General features: G+C 37.7%; 14 protein-coding genes. All 14 read left to right on the top strand.

Features of this window, described 5'->3' with window-relative positions; all coding sequences use genetic code 11:
* Window positions 1–93 precede the first annotated feature (93 nt).
* The 14 genes from topA (at window position 94) to fliJ (ending at window position 15,708) form a co-directional block, all read left to right on the top strand.
* Complete coding sequence (gene topA, locus D9780_RS09205) at window positions 94–2,172, top strand: type I DNA topoisomerase (protein ID WP_073005110.1); 2,079 nt, start codon at window positions 94–96, stop codon at window positions 2,170–2,172.
* 572 nt (window positions 2,173–2,744) lie between these two features.
* A complete protein-coding gene (xerC, locus tag D9780_RS09200) occupies window positions 2,745–3,653 on the top strand; it encodes a tyrosine recombinase XerC (protein WP_121639909.1) in 909 nt (302 codons plus the stop codon).
* Between the two features lie 24 nt (window positions 3,654–3,677).
* Window positions 3,678–4,223: an ATP-dependent protease subunit HslV gene (gene hslV, locus D9780_RS09195; protein WP_073005107.1), complete on the top strand. Its 546-nt coding sequence runs from the start codon at window positions 3,678–3,680 to the stop codon at window positions 4,221–4,223.
* Window positions 4,224–4,240: 17 nt separating this feature from the next.
* Window positions 4,241–5,635, top strand: a complete 1,395-nt coding sequence (gene hslU, locus D9780_RS09190; RefSeq protein WP_073005105.1) for an ATP-dependent protease ATPase subunit HslU — start codon at window positions 4,241–4,243, stop codon at window positions 5,633–5,635.
* Between the two features lie 27 nt (window positions 5,636–5,662).
* Window positions 5,663–6,442: a GTP-sensing pleiotropic transcriptional regulator CodY gene (codY, locus tag D9780_RS09185; protein ID WP_116276943.1), complete on the top strand. Its 780-nt coding sequence runs from the start codon at window positions 5,663–5,665 to the stop codon at window positions 6,440–6,442.
* Window positions 6,443–7,059: 617 nt separating this feature from the next.
* The gene (gene ltrA, locus D9780_RS09180; protein WP_121638889.1) at window positions 7,060–8,322 is read left to right on the top strand and encodes a group II intron reverse transcriptase/maturase; all 1,263 of its coding nucleotides are present in this window, start codon (window positions 7,060–7,062) and stop codon (window positions 8,320–8,322) included.
* Between the two features lie 680 nt (window positions 8,323–9,002).
* Window positions 9,003–9,401 (top strand): flagellar basal body rod protein FlgB, encoded by a 399-nt coding sequence (flgB, locus tag D9780_RS09175; RefSeq protein WP_073005101.1) that lies wholly within the window; start codon window positions 9,003–9,005, stop codon window positions 9,399–9,401.
* A gap of 3 nt (window positions 9,402–9,404) precedes the next feature.
* Window positions 9,405–9,854, top strand: a complete 450-nt coding sequence (flgC, locus tag D9780_RS09170) for a flagellar basal body rod protein FlgC (RefSeq protein ID WP_121639908.1) — start codon at window positions 9,405–9,407, stop codon at window positions 9,852–9,854.
* 192 nt (window positions 9,855–10,046) lie between these two features.
* Window positions 10,047–10,355, top strand: a complete 309-nt coding sequence (gene fliE / locus D9780_RS09165) for a flagellar hook-basal body complex protein FliE (protein ID WP_073005098.1) — start codon at window positions 10,047–10,049, stop codon at window positions 10,353–10,355.
* A 230-nt stretch (window positions 10,356–10,585) separates the two neighbouring features.
* Window positions 10,586–12,184 (top strand): flagellar basal-body MS-ring/collar protein FliF, encoded by a 1,599-nt coding sequence (fliF, locus tag D9780_RS09160; protein WP_121639907.1) that lies wholly within the window; start codon window positions 10,586–10,588, stop codon window positions 12,182–12,184.
* A 12-nt stretch (window positions 12,185–12,196) separates the two neighbouring features.
* Window positions 12,197–13,207 carry a flagellar motor switch protein FliG gene (fliG, locus tag D9780_RS09155; protein ID WP_121639906.1) on the top strand — a complete coding sequence of 337 codons (1,011 nt, stop codon included), beginning with the start codon at window positions 12,197–12,199 and terminating at the stop codon, window positions 13,205–13,207.
* Window positions 13,200–13,943 carry a flagellar assembly protein FliH gene (gene fliH / locus D9780_RS09150; RefSeq protein ID WP_162985832.1) on the top strand — a complete coding sequence of 248 codons (744 nt, stop codon included), beginning with the start codon at window positions 13,200–13,202 and terminating at the stop codon, window positions 13,941–13,943. The genes fliG and fliH overlap by 8 nt, the downstream gene beginning before the upstream one ends.
* The gene (fliI, locus tag D9780_RS09145; protein WP_073005703.1) at window positions 13,943–15,265 is read left to right on the top strand and encodes a flagellar protein export ATPase FliI; all 1,323 of its coding nucleotides are present in this window, start codon (window positions 13,943–13,945) and stop codon (window positions 15,263–15,265) included. Before fliH ends, fliI begins: the two co-directional genes overlap by 1 nt.
* On the top strand, window positions 15,262–15,708 hold the full coding sequence (gene fliJ, locus D9780_RS09140; RefSeq protein WP_121639904.1) for a flagellar export protein FliJ: 447 nt from the start codon (window positions 15,262–15,264) through the stop codon (window positions 15,706–15,708). Before fliI ends, fliJ begins: the two co-directional genes overlap by 4 nt.
* Window positions 15,709–15,712 lie beyond the last annotated feature (4 nt).

The following is a 15,712-nucleotide window of genomic DNA, read 5'->3' as shown; positions in this document are numbered from 1 at the left end:
TAATGAAAATAAAGAAAGACATGGTTGCCAGAAAGGAGTTCTGGTCGGGTGTGAAGCTTGTTCTTGAACACCCTTAATTTGGGAGGAAATCATATGTCAGATTATCTAGTGATCGTTGAGTCGCCTGCGAAGGCGAAGACGATTGAACGTTATTTAGGAAAAAAATATAAAGTAAAGGCCTCGATGGGGCATGTAAGAGATTTACCAAAAAGTCAAATGGGTGTAGATGCAGAAAATAATTTTACTCCAAAGTATATTACTATACGCGGAAAGGGCGATGTGGTTAAGGATTTAAAATCTGCAGCTAAAAAGGCAAAAAAAATATATCTCGCAGCGGACCCTGACAGGGAAGGGGAAGCAATAGCGTGGCATTTAGCTCATATTTTAAACATTGATGAGCAATCAGAATGCAGGGTTGTATTTAACGAAATTACCAAAGACGCGATTAAAGAGTCGTTTAAGCATCCTAGATCTATAAACATGAATTTGGTTGACGCGCAACAAGCAAGAAGGATACTTGATCGATTGGTAGGGTACAATATTAGCCCACTCCTATGGAAAAAAGTCAAAAAAGGTTTAAGTGCTGGGCGCGTGCAATCTGTTGCAGTGAAATTAATCATTGATCGAGAAAAAGAAATTGAAAGCTTTATCCCTGAAGAATATTGGTCCATTGATGCGCAGTTTTTAAAAGAAAGTGAATTATTTGAAGGGTCCTTTTACGGGATAAACGGAAAAAAAGTAGCATTAAAAACGGAGGCAGATGTAAGAGAAATTAAACAGTTGCTTCAAGGTGATCAGTTTACTGTAGATAAAGTAAACAAAAAAGAACGTAGACGGAATCCAGCTCAACCATTTACTACTTCTTCCTTACAACAGGAAGCTGCTAGAAAGCTGAATTTTAAAGCAAAGAAAACAATGATGGTTGCTCAGCAACTTTATGAAGGAATCGACCTCGGTCGTCAAGCAGGAGGCATAACTGGACTAATTACGTATATGCGTACAGATTCAACAAGAATATCTGAAACGGCAAAAAATGAAGCGAACTCATATATTCATGAACAATATGGAGAAGAGTACTTAGGTACAAATAAACAAAAGAAACAATCAGAGTCTGCGCAAGATGCTCATGAAGCTATTCGCCCGACTTCTGTGTTAAGAGAGCCTAATTCACTTAAAGCTATCCTATCAAGAGATCAACTTCGATTATATAAATTAATTTGGGAACGGTTTTTGGCTAGTCAGATGGCTGCTGCGGTCATGGACACGATGACTGTTCATTTATTAAATAATCATGTCGAGTTCCGAGCTACAGGCTCAAAGATAAAATTTAAAGGTTTTATGAAAGTGTATGTGGAAGGAAGAGATGATCAGAAAAAAGATGAAAACAAACTCCTTCCTGCGTTATCTGAAGGTATGAAAGTTAAGGCACAGGAAATAAAACCGAATCAACATTTTACGCAGCCACCACCAAGGTATACAGAGGCGAGATTAGTAAAAACGATGGAGGAACTAGGAATTGGTCGTCCTTCTACTTATGCACCTACTTTGGATACGATTCAAAGACGCGGTTATGTAAGTATTGATAATAAGCGATTTGTACCTACTGAATTAGGTACGATTGTTTTAGAATTAGTTGAAGAATTCTTCCCAAAAATTATTGATGTAGATTTTACTGCAAAAATGGAAAACGATTTAGATGCTATTGAAGAAGGAAGCATAGAATGGGTAAAGATCATTGATCAATTCTATCAAGATTTTGAGAAGCGCTTGAAGAAGGCTGAACAGGAAATGGAAAAAGTAGAAATAAAAGATGAACCAGCGGGAATTGATTGTGAAAAATGTGGTCATGAGATGGTTTATAAAATGGGGAGATATGGGAAATTCTTGGCTTGTTCGAACTTTCCAGAATGTCGAAATACGAAACCGATTTTAAAGAAAATTGGTGTTGATTGTCCAAAATGTAAAACAGGGGAAATAGTTGAAAGAAAATCAAAGAAACGTCGTACTTTTTATGGATGTGACCAATATCCGGAATGTGACTTCGTTTCGTGGGATAAACCTATTTCTAGACCATGTCCTAAATGCGAGGCATTACTAGTGGAGAAAAAAGCGAAAAAGGGGACACAAATTCAATGTACGAACTGTGAATATAAAGAAGAGCCTCAAACGTAACTGTTCAACTAAGTTGAACAGTTTCTTTTCATATTATAGGTTAAGGATTTATCCAGAATATAAGGTGCTAAGCACCCCTAACTCTTGGAAGATGTGAGTTGAATCATTCTATCTCTTAAAATGAAGATCTGTTATTTTTGTCACAATTATTTAACAATGATACTGTTTGAACCTTCTAAAAAAAGGATATATACTATATGAGAGTGATATTGTCAGCTATTTGCCTGTTCCTAAAAGCTTAGTTATAATAGATTTGCTGGATTTGTTAAAATATAAACATAATTAATTGACTAATCTCCACAAAACAGATATAATTACGCCTTGGTAAGGCAATGTACTTGACGGCATTGTTCTTACTTTTTATTCTGGATCACACAAATGGTTTAGTGGCAATTAGCTAGCGTAATAAACACCCAATGATGGAAGATTCATTTCATACAAAATGGCCAGATGAAAAGGCAATTCTAACTATGAGAGTGGTTGTTTCTGAATTTTGTTACAATTTAGTTAAATTTATTGCTTAACATGATTTTCTGTGTTATGCTATATTCGCTGCTTAATGGGGTGAAAATTTGAATAATTTCAGACAATATTGGCAATCCTTTAAAGAGTACTTACAAATAGAGAAAAATGCCTCTCCGTATACGATTAAATATTACATGCAAGATCTAGAAGTGTTTTTTTCTTTTTTGCATACGGAAGGGTTAACAAGATTTTGTGATGTGGACGAACGGATTGTTCGTGTGTTTTTAAATACCCTATATGATCAGCGACTAAGCAGGAAATCTGTTTCCCGGAAGATATCAGCGTTGCGAACGTTTTATAAATATTTAGAACGAGAAGATGTGGTAGATGTGAATCCATTTTCAGCTATTCGTTTACCTAAAACGGAAAGCAAGATTCCGGGATTCTTGTATGAGAAAGAGTTAGAGAAGCTATTTGAAGTAAGTGATTTAACCCAACCTTTAGGCCAGCGAAACCAAGCCTTAATAGAATTGCTTTATGCTACGGGGATAAGGGTAAGTGAGTGTAGACAGTTGATTTTAGATAACATTGATTTCTATATTGGAACAGTGTTTGTGCAAGGAAAAGGCAGAAAAGAACGTTACATTCCGTATGGCAAATTTGCTAAAATTGCTTTGGAAACATACATACAGGATGGAAGAAAAGCGTTGCTTGCAAAATCCGGTCAACAAACAAACGCATTATTTCTCAATAATCGTGGATTACCTTTAACGGATAGAGGAATTCGTGACATAATGAACAAAATGGTGAAAAATGCAGCTTTAACTGTACATGTGCATCCACACAAACTGCGACACACATTTGCTACTCATCTCTTAAATGAAGGTGCTGATTTACGCAGCGTACAAGAATTATTAGGTCATGAAAATTTGTCAACAACTCAAATTTATACGCATGTGACGAAAGATCATTTGCGACGTGTATATATGAGAAGTCACCCGAGAGCAAATGATTAACATTAAATAAAGAGGTGAGCTTACATGACCAATGAAATGCATGCTACCACTATTTTTGCCATCCACCATAAAGGACAATGTGCGATGAGTGGGGACGGTCAAGTAACGATGGGAAATGCAGTAGTTATGAAACATAAAGCAAAGAAAGTTCGTACACTTTTTAAAGGGCAGGTATTAGCTGGATTTGCCGGTTCTGTAGCTGACGCGTTTACTCTTTTCGAAAAGTTTGAAGCGAAATTAGAAACATATAATGGCAACTTGCCTAGAGCGGCTGTTGAGCTTGCAAAGGAATGGCGAAGCGACAGAGTGCTAAGAAAACTGGAAGCTTTGTTAATTGTCATGGATAAGGAGCATATGTTTTTAGTTTCTGGTACTGGAGAAGTTATAGAGCCTGATGACGGAATTTTAGCTATCGGATCTGGTGGGAATTATGCTCTTAGCGCTGGTAGAGCTCTAGCGAGATACTCTAAAGAATTATCTGCTAAAGAGATTGCGAAAGCATCCTTGGAAATTGCTGGAGAATTATGTGTGTATACGAACAACCATATCACACTTGAGGTATTGGAGTAAAAGGAGGCCTTTAGGAAATGGGGATGAACTACACTCCTAAACAAATTGTGGGACAATTAGATAAATATATTATTGGCCAGAAAAGTGCAAAGCGATCTGTAGCTGTTGCATTGCGTAATAGATATAGGCGCATGCAGTTAGATGAAGGTCTAAAAGAAGAAGTGGTTCCGAAGAATATTTTAATGATTGGCCCAACCGGAGTAGGAAAAACAGAAATAGCTCGAAGGCTAGCTAAGCTGGTAGGTGCACCATTTGTAAAAGTGGAGGCGACGAAGTTTACGGAAGTAGGCTATGTAGGTCGAGATGTTGAATCCATGATTCGAGATTTAGTTGAAATGGCATTGCGGACTGTGAAAGAGGAAAAAATGAAACAAGTGAAAGAAAAAGCGGAAGAAGAAGCAAATAAATTACTTGTCAAACTTTTAGTTCCTCAGTCTAAAGCAGCCAACGAAACAAAAAACCCTTTTGAAATGTTATTTTCTTCACAGGCTAATAGCGAAGAAGGCGCTGAAGAATCTGCGAAAAATGATGAGATTCGAAATAAACGGAAGCGTGTAGAACAACAATTAGCATCTGGTGAGTTAGAAGATAAAGTAGTAACTGTTGAAATAGAAGAGCAAACGCCATCTATGTTTGACATGTTACAAGGTTCTGGAATGGAACATATGGGCATGAATATGCAAGATGCGCTTGGACAATTTATGCCAAAGAAAAAGAAAAAGCGAAAATTGTTAGTGTCTGAAGCAAGGAAAGTGTTAACGCAGCAAGAAGCGAGTAAACTTGTAGATATGGAAGAAGCAGCACAAGAAGCCATTTTACGAGCAGAGCAATCGGGGATTGTGTTTATTGATGAAATAGATAAAGTAGCTGGTAAAGATGAACAAAGTGCTAACGTATCTCGCGAAGGTGTTCAACGCGATATATTGCCAATTATTGAAGGATCTACAGTTGTCACAAAGCATGGACCAGTAAAAACAGACCATATGTTATTTATTGCCGCTGGCGCATTTCATATGTCAAAACCATCTGATCTAATTCCTGAATTACAAGGAAGATTTCCAATTAGGGTAGAATTAGAGAAACTATCAACAGATGATTTTAAGCGAATATTAAAAGAACCATCTAATGCTTTATTAAAGCAATATGAAGCTTTATTAAAAACAGAAGGTATAAATATAGTATTTACAGACGAAGCTGTAAATAGAATTGCTGAAATTGCTTATGAAGTGAATCAGGAAATGGATAACATTGGAGCTAGAAGACTTCATACAATTTTAGAAAAGTTGCTGGAGGATCTGTCCTTTGAAGCACCGGAGATTAATATGGATACTGTTGAAATCACTCCAGCTTATGTAGATGAAAAACTTTCTGCTATCGCGAAAAATAAGGATTTAAGTCAATATATTTTATAACATATAGAGATCGAATGGAGGATCATAATGGAACTATTAAATCGTGCAAGAAAAATTAATGCAATGCTACAAAAATTCGGCGGGAAATCTGTGGACTTTAATGATATGTCTGCTTCGTTACGTGATGTAATTAAAGGAAATGTATATATTCTAAGCCGTCGTGGAAAATTACTTGGATTTGCTATTAATCAAGAGATTGAAAACGAGAGAATGAAAGCTATGCTGGAAGAACGTCAGTTTCCGCAAGAATATACGGAAGGATTACACAATATTCATGAAACAACAGCGAATATTGGTATAGATAGTCCACATACTGTGTTCCCGGTAGAAAACCGCGACTTATTCCAAACAGCTTTAACCACTATTGTTCCAATCATTGGCGGGGGAGATCGTTTAGGAACGCTTATTATTGGTCGTTTATCAGAAGAATTTAATGAAGATGATCTCTTATTAGCTGAGTATGGGGCTACAGTTGTAGGTATGGAAATACTTCATGAAAAGTCTCAAGAAATTGAGCTAGAAGCAAGAAGTAAAGCTGTTGTTCAAATGGCAATTAGTTCACTTTCTTATAGTGAATTAGAAGCAATTGACCATATTTTTGAAGAGCTGGACGGTAGTGAAGGGCTTCTTGTAGCAAGCAAAATCGCTGATCGTGTTGGCATTACCCGTTCTGTCATTGTAAATGCTCTAAGAAAACTAGAAAGTGCTGGCGTAATTGAATCTCGTTCACTGGGAATGAAGGGGACATATATTAAAGTCTTAAATCACAACTTCCTTGTTGAATTAGAAAATTTACGCTCTAGATAAAAAATTTAAATAATTGCTCTTAAGAAAGAAAACGAAACATCCGAAACGCGTTTTACACGTGTTTCGGATGTTTTTATATGTGTGCCAGGCATGCACACATTCTCTAGGGTTCGAGTCCCGAACCACGAAGGCAGTAGTAGTGGTTAGCCTAAGACAAGGGTGTCTGGGGTGACCCAGAATCTGAAGGAAGTCGGCGGCAAATCTCCGCCCTTAGGAACACGAACTTCATAGAAGGCTAGGTGTACTTGGATGAGACTGCACAACAAGTCAAAGTCCTTACTGCCAAAGGGTACACAGAGTAAATGAAGTGGGGATATGGAGAGGAAGAATGTGTGCTTACCCCGGGAGATCTGACAGAAAAGCGGTGCACACGCCGTAACCGAACATGTAAGTGTTCGCTGAACTGTCAGAAGTCAGCCGAAGCCGTAGTACTAGATATTTCTAGGAAGGGCTGAATCATTGAAGAAGAATGGTCGCTTCGGAGTACGCAATACTTGATGAAGCAGAAACAAGAAAACCTTCCTAGTGAAGGAAGCGGTGAATCCCGTGGGGGACACTAGAAGGGCTGAGAGAAATTGCCACACAAGAAGAAAGAGCCATTCACGTAGGAGTTAGATATCATGTTGGAAAGCATTCTATCACGAGAAAACTTAATATGTGCACTGAAACGTGTCGAACGTAACAAAGGAAGCCACGGTGTGGATGAAATGCCCGTACAAAACCTACGAGCGCATCTCATGGAACACTGGGCTTCCGTTCGAGAACAACTCGAATCAGGTACCTACTATCCTCAACCCGTTCGCCGTGTCGAAATCCCGAAACCAAACGGCGGAGTGAGGAAGCTAGGAATTCCTACCGTGCTAGACCGTTTCATCCAACAAGCAATCGCACAAGTTCTAACAACCATCTATGACGCAACATTTTCTGAACATAGTTATGGTTTTCGCCCAAACAGACGAGGACATGACGCGGTTAGGAAAGCGAGAAGCTATATGAAAGATGGCTATCGCTGGGTTATAGACATGGATTTAGAGAAATTCTTTGATAAAGTACATCACGACCGATTAATGAGGAAACTGAGCCAAAAGGTCAAAGATCCGAGAGTACTTAAACTTATACGTAGGTATCTCCAAGCTGGCATTATGGAGGACGGAATCGTTCAACCAAACACAGAAGGAGCCCCTCAAGGCGGACCATTAAGTCCGTTGCTATCCAACATCGTTTTAGATGAGCTAGATAAAGAATTAGAGCGAAGGGGGCTCCATTTCGTCCGTTATGCGGACGACTGTAACATATATGTTCAATCGAGGAGAGCGGGATCGCGAGTGATGAAAAGTATCACTACATTTATCGAAGGAAAACTCAAATTAAAAGTAAATGAACAGAAAAGTGCAGTAGACCGCCCATGGAAGCGTAAATTCCTAGGATTTTCTTTCACATTCCATAAAGAGAACCCAAAGATTCGGGTTTCTAAAGAAAGTATCAAACGCTTTAAACAGCGTGTCAGAGAACTAACCTCAAGAAAGAAGTCTATGAATATGCAGGATAGAATCGCAAAGCTAAATCGATACTTAGTAGGTTGGCTAGGCTACTATCAGCTAGCAGAGACGCCCTCTATATTTGAAGTTTTGGATAGCTGGATTCGAAGAAGGATGCGAATGATACGCTGGAAAGAATGGAAGAAAGTCAAAACAAAATACAAGAATTTAATAAAACTTGGAATTAGTAAAGGAAAAGCATGGGAGTGGGCAAACACGAGAAAGGCTTATTGGCGTATAGCTAAAAGTCCGATCTTACATAGAGCATTAGGTGATCGATACTGGTCAAACCTAGGCTTAAAGAGTCTACATAAACGATATCAAACGATGCGTTGGACTTAAATGAAACCGCCGTATACGGAACCGTACGTACGGTGGTGTGAGAGGTCGGGGGTTAGTCGCCCCCTCCTACTCGATTGGTCTAGGAAAGTATAAAATTTAATGCTATGACGTAACCAAACAACCGAACGGGCTTAGTCCGGCTCCAGTGCCCAGCAACTAGGCGACTTCACGCCATTGCACTAAGCTAAGTCATCATGCGTTCCGTTCGTCCTAAATAGGAAGGTCGACTAAAGACATGCTTGCCGGAGGGCACCGGCATACTCCTGTTGCAGGAGCATGATTCCTTAAAACTTTCGTTGATTCGTTCCAGCCGCTACATTGCTAACCGGGATCCCTGAGCCTTTGTTCTATACACTGCGATGACAAGTAGCTAATTTTCTAGTTGAATACATCGACCCTGTATGATTTTTAAACTATCCTTATTTCACCACAAGCAATTTTGGGGATGTTATTTATATTTGTCGATTTTTGAAAGTACTTAATTGAACGAAAAGTAAATCATACAAAACTTAAATATAGTATAATTGACCTAGTAAAAAATAACCAACTTGTAATGTATTATATAAAAATGTCTAAAAACCATAGACTTTAGTTTGATTATGACTTAAACTATTCGTAGATAAACATTACTTTTCGACTGCTTTTTGAAATATAACTAGTACTTTTTTAGGGGTGAAACAATGAGTTTGTTTAATGGAACAATTCAAGCTTTGGAACATTCGTTAGGCTATTCTTCAGCCAAAAATCGAGCAATTTCATCAAATTTAGCAAATCTAGATACGCCTAATTATAAAGCGAAAGATGTTACATTTAAGAATTATTTGGCACATGAACTCTCGCAACCTATACAGGCAAAAACTACAAACAGTCGTCATATAGGGTTTCAAGGAGATACGCAACCAGCGGGCTATAAAACTTTTATAAACCAAGCAACATCTTATCAGCATAATGGTAACAATGTAGATGTAGATAAGGAAATGGCAGACTTGGCTGAAAATCAAATTTACTACCAAGCGCTAGTGGATCGTATTAGTGGAAAATTTGGGAGTTTACAAACAGCTTTAAAAGGAGGCAGGTAATTAATGTCTATGTTTCATTCGTTACACTCTAGTGCTAGTGCTTTGACAGCACAAAGATTAAGAATGGATGTAATATCATCTAATATTGCTAATGCACAATCAACAAGAGCTACCGTCAATGAGAATGGAGAGGTAGAACCATATCGTAGGAAAATGGTTGCATTGCAACCAGAGGGAGCTTCTTTTCAATCTTTTTTACATAAAGCAGCTAATGCTTCAGCTCCTAGTGGTGTGCGTGTTAGATCGATAGAAGAAGATGAAACTCCGTTCAAGCAAGTATATAATCCTAGTCATCCCGATGCTAATGCAGACGGATATGTTGAATTACCGAACGTTGATCCCTTAAAGGAAATGGTTGATCTAATGAGCGCCACTCGCTCTTATGAGGCGAATATAACGTCTGTAAATGCTACAAAATCTATGTTGATGAAAGCTTTAGAAATTGGGAAATAAGTTTATTTTTACGATATAAGTGCCAATCTTTTAAAGTTAATCGTACATGGGAAAAGGTAAGTGAGAATTTACAAAGACCTAAATTTCTGAAAAGAAATCGGCTTATACTTTAAAAGACGAACAATCAGTAAGTTAACTGACAATGCAATTAATTAGAGAGTAGCTATAAAAGCATTAAATAGGAGGGTTTTTATGATTCAAAGAATTAGCAATCCAATAACAGAACTATCTCCAAATGCAACTGTTCAAAGTAAACCAAAAATATCTCCCGGTGAAGCACAAGCGAAATTTGCTTCCGCATTAAAAAATGCCATTAATAATGTAAATGAAGTACAAGCAATATCTGATGAAAAAACGGAAGCAATGGCGAAAGGTGATATTACAGATTTGCATGATGTTATGATTGCCTCTCAAAAATCTAGTATCGCTTTAGAAGCAACTGTACAAGTTCAGAGTAAAGCAGTTGAAGCCTACAAAGAAATGATGAGTATGCAAGTGTAGATGAAGAAAAGGATCTAGCAGTTATAAAACATTTCCGCAAGTAGTATTGCAATTGTAATTTTTAAAAGGATTTCGTTATCTACTGTCTGATTAGTTGAAGGTTTTCAGGCTCATTTATTACATAACTAGGAATAATTTTATAGCATCTCTGCACGATGTGATGCTTTATCCTCTTTACGTACAGTACATATAGAAAGATATTTTACTAGAGCATGTTGGTGGGGGAACTTATGAAAGAGAAGATGATAAATTGGAAAGATCGAACAACGAATTTTTGGAGGAATCGTACGAAAGTTCAAAAAATAACATTTTTCGGCTCCATTTTTGTTGGTCTCCTTTTAATAGTAAGCATTGTCCTTTTTACAACGCATTCAAACTATGTTCCATTATATAATAATTTATCTATGGAAGAAGTGGGACAAATTAAAGGAGAGTTGGACGCTAAAGGTGTTCCCTATGAATTATCAGACGGGGGTAAGGTAATTGAAGTACCAGAAGAGCAAGTGGATAGTCTTTTGGTTGACCTTGCTGCCCAAGGGTTACCAAACAGCGGCAATATTGATTACTCCTTTTTTAGTGAAAATGCTTCATGGGGAGTTACTGAAAACGAATTTAATGTTATGAAGCTTGACGCGATGCAAACAGAATTGGCGAATTTAATTAAAGGAATTGATGGTATTCAAGATGCCAAAGTGATGATTAATATGCCAGAAGAGCCTGTATTCGTAAATGATGCCAAACAAGAAGCAAGCGCTTCGATTGTTATTGATACAGAAGCAGGCTATAACTTTGAACCAAGTGAGATAAACGGACTGTATCATATTGTTTCCAAGGCTGTGCCAAATTTACCTACAGAAAATATTGCTATTACAAATCAATATTTCGAGAGTTTTGACCTAGATAGCTCTGGAAACAACACATCAAAAGACTCGTACACGTATCAACAAACTGTTAAACAAGACATTGAAAAAGATGTGCAAAAACGATTGCAACAAATGCTAGGAGCCATGGTAGGTCCTGGAAATGTTATCGTGTCCGTAACATCAGATATTGATTTTACGCAAGAAAATCGAACAGAAGAGCTTGTTGAACCAGTTGACTTAGAAAATATGGAAGGATTACCTGTTAGTATAGAAACGATACAGGAAACGTATGAAGGAAATGGTGCGGCTGCAGGTGGGGTCAGCGGTACTGGTGAGGAAGACGTGGCCAATTATCAGGCTACAGATGAAGACGGTGATGGCGAATATGAAATGACAAAAGAAACCATCAACAATGAATTTAATCGAATAAGAAAAAATATTGTAGAAAGCCCATATAAGATTCGTGATTTAGGTATACAAATTGCGGTTAACCGTGCGAAAACTACAGAAGAAAGCGATGTAGAATATTTATCACAGCAAGAAGAGGCTGCTGTCGAAGAAGGAATTAGTTCCATTGTCAATTCCATTGTTACGACATCCATTCATGCAGAATACGAAGAAGATGTTACGCCAGAAGAAAATGTATCCATTGTTTTTCAAGAGTTTACGGGTGCAGATACTCAACCTGATACAACGGCGCCAACTATACCAACTTGGGTTTATGTAGTTGGGGGCGGGTTGCTTCTAGCTATTATTGTCTTACTAATTATTTTCTTGCGTCGTAGAAAAGCAGAAAGTGAAGAAGAAGAGCTGTTACAAGAATCAACAGCACCAGTAGAAGTTCCAGATCTTCCAGAACAGGAAGACTCAGAAGCTACAATTCGTAAAAAACAGTTAGAAAAAATTGCTAAAGAAAAACCAGAAGATTTTGCGAAATTACTACGTAGTTGGATTGGAGAGGAATAGGGGGTATGAATATTGGCACGACACAAAGGATTAACTGGTAAGCAAAAAGCTGCAATTCTATTAATCTCCTTAGGTCCTGATGTATCTGCAGAAGTATATAAACATTTAACAGAAGAAGAAATTGAACGGTTAAGTCTAGAAATTTCTTCAGTTAAAAAAGTAGATAACCAAAAGAAAGAGGAGATTATAGAGCAATTTCATCAAATAGCTCAAGCTCAAGACTATATTGCTCAAGGCGGGATTGGCTATGCAAAAACAGTGTTAGAAAAAGCTTTCGGCAAACAAGAGGCAACGAACATTATTAACCGCCTAACCTCTTCATTACAGGTGCGACCATTTGATTTTGCTAGAAGAGCGGATCCACAACAGGTTTTTAATTTTATACAAGGAGAGCATCCGCAAACGATCGCTTTAGTCCTTTCCTATTTAGATTCGGAACAGGCTGGGCAAATATTATCAGCATTACCACAAGAAATGCAAGCGGATGTCGCAAAGCGAATCGCGACAATGGACTCTACATCACCGGAAATTATTTCTCAAGTGGAGCAAGTACTGGAAAAAAATATCTCTGCTTCATTTACAGAGGACTATACGCAAACTGGTGGAATACAAGCAGTAGTAGAAGTATTAAATGGAGTTGATAGAAGTACAGAACGGACAATTTTAGATGCATTAGAAATACAAGATCCAGAGCTTGCAGATGAAATCAAAAAGCGGATGTTTGTGTTTGAAGATATTGTTATTTTAGATAACCGTGCTATTCAACGTATAATTCGTGAAGTAGATAACGAAGATCTTCGTCTATCATTGAAAGTGAGTAGCGATGAAGTGAAGGATATCATATTTAAAAATATGTCTCAGCGAATGGCAGAGACATATAAAGAGGAAATGGAATATATGGGACCCGTACGTCTACGTGATGTTGAAGAGGCTCAAACACGTATTGTTTCAACGATACGGAGACTTGAGGATGTAGGTGAAATCGTTATTGCTAGAGGTGGGGGAGATGATATCATTGTCTAATCCTTCATGGATAACTGAAAGAAAACAAATTCGTATAAAGCCAGTTAGCGTCTTTCAGCCAAGTAATACGCATGTAAAAGAAGCTCATGATAAATTGGAACTTGATCAGGAACTGTTGCAAGCTGAACAAGCATTAGAGCAACTTCGAGAGCAGCACGAACAATTGATAAAACAAACAAAACGAGAGATTGAAGCTGAAAAACGTGCTTGGCAAGAAGAAAGACTAGAATATGTGGAAGCTGCCAAGGAAGAAGGGTTCCAAGAAGGTTTTTCGGAAGGAAAATCAGAAGCGCTAACTACGTATAAGGCTTATGTAGATCATGCAAATCATTTGGTTGAAAGTGCCAAGCACGAATATTATTCACTTATTGAAGAACATGAAGAAACAATTATGGAAATCGCCATTCATACAGCAAAAAAAATTATCAGGCAAGAGATAGTAGCAGACCCTAAAACATTTTTACCTATTATTCAAGCAGCTATTAAAGAATTAAAAGATCAATCTGAAATTGCTTTATATTTACATCCAAACCAATATGCATTTGTCGTGCAACATAAAGAAGAATTATCTTCTTTAATTGAACCAAATGCAAAACTTATGTGTTATGTATCAGATGAAATAGAAGAAAACGGCTGTAGGATTAAATACCCATACGGACAAGTTGATGTGGGGATTGATACGCAGCTTGAAGAGATTGGCAAGGCTCTAATTGAATTAGCAGGAGAGGGAAAATGATGAATGCAACTGCTTATTTAAATGCTATTTCTAAATTAGATACGTACAAACGTTACGGGAAAGTATTGCGTGTTGTAGGTATTATGATCGAGTCTAAAGGACCTGCTGCGAACATAGGCGAAGTGTGCTACATTCATCCAGCTTCTCAAAGAGAAAACCCCATTATTGCAGAAGTAGTAGGATTTCATGAGGAACGAATTATTTTAATGCCTTATGAAGAAGTAATAGAAATTGGTTCTGGTTGTTTAGTAGAAGCTACTGGAAAACCACTTAGTATTAAAATTGGTAGAGGATTAATTGGTAATGTTATTAACGCTTTAGGAAAGCCTTTAAATGGTAAAGCGTTGCAAAAAGGCCTTAAGAGTTATCTTACCGATCAATCTCCGCCGAATCCAATGCAAAGACCGCCAATTACAAATGCTTTACAGGTTGGCATTAAAATTATTGATGGGTTACTGACTGTTGGTGAGGGGCAAAGAATTGGTATTTTTGCTGGCAGTGGTGTAGGAAAAAGTACTTTACTTGGAATGATTGCACGAAACAGTGAAGCAGATATCAATGTTATTGCATTGATTGGTGAGCGTGGACGAGAAGTTAGAGAGTTTATCGAAAAAGATTTGGGCGAAGAAGGGCTGAAAAAGTCTATCGTCGTAGTAGCAACATCTGATCAGCCAGCTTTAATGAGAATTAAGGGTGCAGATACAGCTACCGCTATTAGCGAATATTTTCGTGATCAAGGTTATCGCGTTAACTTATTAATGGATTCTGTAACAAGGGTTGCTATGGCAAGAAGAGAAGTTGGATTGGCCACTGGTGAACCACCGACAACGAAAGGTTATACACCGTCAGTATTTGCGACACTACCTAAGCTTTTAGAGCGAACTGGAACTAATTCTAATGGGACGATTACTGCTTTTTATACGGTGCTTGTTGATGGGGATGACATGAATGAGCCAATTGCTGATACTGTTCGAGGTATTTTGGATGGCCATTTCATTATGGATCGTAAATTAGCAGAAAGAGGTCAATACCCTGCGATTAACATATTGCAATCTATTAGTCGAGTAATGCAACAGGTTACAGGCGAAAATCACCAGCAGGTAGCTAAACAAATTCGGAATTTGCTCGCAACGTTTGAAGAGAATAGAGAATTGATTCAAATAGGGGCTTATAAACGTGGGACAGACCAAGAAATTGATCGAGCAATGGATTATTACCCTAAAATTGTATCTTTTCTTAAACAAGGGATTAGTGATTATTACTCGTTAGAAGAATCCATTCATTTAATGAAAAATCTGCTTCACGGAGGTGTTCGGAAATGAGTGACACGGCAGTCTTAACTAAACTACTACATGTTCGAGAAACGGAAAAAGTACAAGCTCAAAAAGCTTATCAGCAGGCTATCGATTGCTTTGAAAATTCTGCCACCCAATTATACCAATTGTTAAAAAAGAAAGAAGTAGCAGAAGAAATCTATGAAGAATGTATGCAACAAACTACAACGTTAGAAAAATTAAGGAAACAAGTTGACTATTTAGAAAAATTAAATGCTATGATTGTCCATTTACAAGAGGAAGTACAAAAAGCGAGAGCAGATATGGAAGCAAAACAATTTGATTTAACAGAGGCACATGTAGAAACAAAAAAATTTGAGAAAATGATTACACATCGTAAGCAAAGAGAAACGGAAGCGCAGGAAAAATTAGAAAAAGCGATGATGGACGAAATATCCATGCAGCAATTTTTAAAATATAAAAATAGGTGAAGCG

The organism is Virgibacillus sp. Bac330 (genome assembly GCF_003667845.1).
GTDB classification, from domain to species: Bacteria; Bacillota; Bacilli; order Bacillales; family Amphibacillaceae; genus Virgibacillus; species Virgibacillus chiguensis.
Note: the sequence above shows the minus strand (reverse complement) of the source record. Positions and strands in the feature narration are given on the sequence as shown.